At 65.9% G+C, this 1,432-nt stretch carries 1 protein-coding gene; it reads left to right on the forward strand.

All coding sequences use genetic code 11. From position 1 onward, the window contains the following. Positions 1-1,432, forward strand: a 1,432-nt coding sequence (locus JMF90_RS36940) for an isoleucine--tRNA ligase (protein ID WP_201326329.1), incomplete at both ends; no start/stop codon positions are given.

The raw sequence follows: 1,432 nt of genomic DNA on the forward strand, positions 1-1,432 counted from the left end.
ACTTCAAGCTCACGGGCCGCGTCGTCGCGACCGCGCCCGGCGTGAAGCTCGCGAACCTGCGCTTCCACCACCCGCTCGCATCGGCCCACCCCGGCTACAAGCGCACCGCGCCCGTCTACCTCGGCGACTACGTGACGACAGACACCGGTACCGGCGTCGTGCACTCGTCGCCCGCGTACGGTATTGAAGACTTCATGTCGTGCAAGGCGCACGGGATGACCGATTCCGACTTCATCAACCCGGTGATGGGCGACGGCCGCTATATCGAATCGCTGCCGCTGTTCGGCGGACTGTCGATCTGGGATGCGAACCCGAAGATCGTCGACGCGCTGAACGCGGCCGGCTCGCTGCTGCGCAGCGAGAAGTACACGCACAGCTACATGCACTGCTGGCGCCACAAGACGCCGATCATCTACCGCGCGACGTCGCAGTGGTTCGCCGGCATGGACGTGACGCCGCAAGACGGCGGCAAGACGCTGCGCGAAACGGCGCTCGAAGGCGTCGACGCGACCGCGTTCTATCCGTCGTGGGGCAAGCAGCGCCTGTTCAGCATGATCGCGAACCGTCCGGACTGGACGCTGTCGCGCCAGCGCCAGTGGGGCGTGCCGATGGCGTTCTTCGTGCACAAGGAAACCGGCGAGCTGCACCCGCGCACGCTCGAGCTGCTCGAGGAAGTCGCGAAGCGCGTCGAACAGTCGGGCATCGAGGCATGGCAATCGCTCGACCCGCGCGAGCTGATCGGCGACGACGCGAACCTGTACGAAAAGAACCGCGACACGCTCGACGTGTGGTTCGACTCGGGCACGACGCACTGGCACGTGCTGCGCGGCTCGCACAAGGATCAGCTGCAGTTCCCGGCCGACCTGTACCTCGAAGGCTCGGACCAGCATCGCGGCTGGTTCCATTCGTCGCTGCTCACCGCATCGATGATCGACGGCCGCGCGCCGTACAAGGGCCTGCTCACGCACGGCTTCACGGTCGACGGCGAAGGCCGCAAGATGAGCAAGTCGCTCGGCAACGGCATCGACCCGCATGAAGTCGCGAACCGCCTCGGCGCGGAGATCATCCGCCTGTGGATCGCGTCGACCGACTACTCGGGCGAGCTCGCGATTTCCGAGGAAATCCTGAAGCGCGTGACGGAAGGCTATCGCCGCATCCGCAACACGCTGCGCTTCCTGCTCGCGAACCTGTCGGATTTCGACTTCGCGCAGCACGCGGTGCCGGTCGACGAGTGGCTCGAGATCGACCGCTATGCGGTCGCGTTCTCGCAGCAACTGCAGACGGAGCTGCTCGGCCACTACGAGAAGTACGAATTCCACCCGGTCGTCGCGAAGCTGCAGACGTACTGCTCGGAAGACCTCGGCGGCTTCTACCTCGACGTGCTGAAGGATCGCCTGTACACGAGCGCCGCCGATTCGCGCGCGCGCCGCTC

The sequence above is a fragment of the Burkholderia sp. E168m23 genome, assembly GCF_016586125.1.
GTDB lineage: Bacteria > Pseudomonadota > Gammaproteobacteria > Burkholderiales > Burkholderiaceae > Burkholderia > Burkholderia orbicola.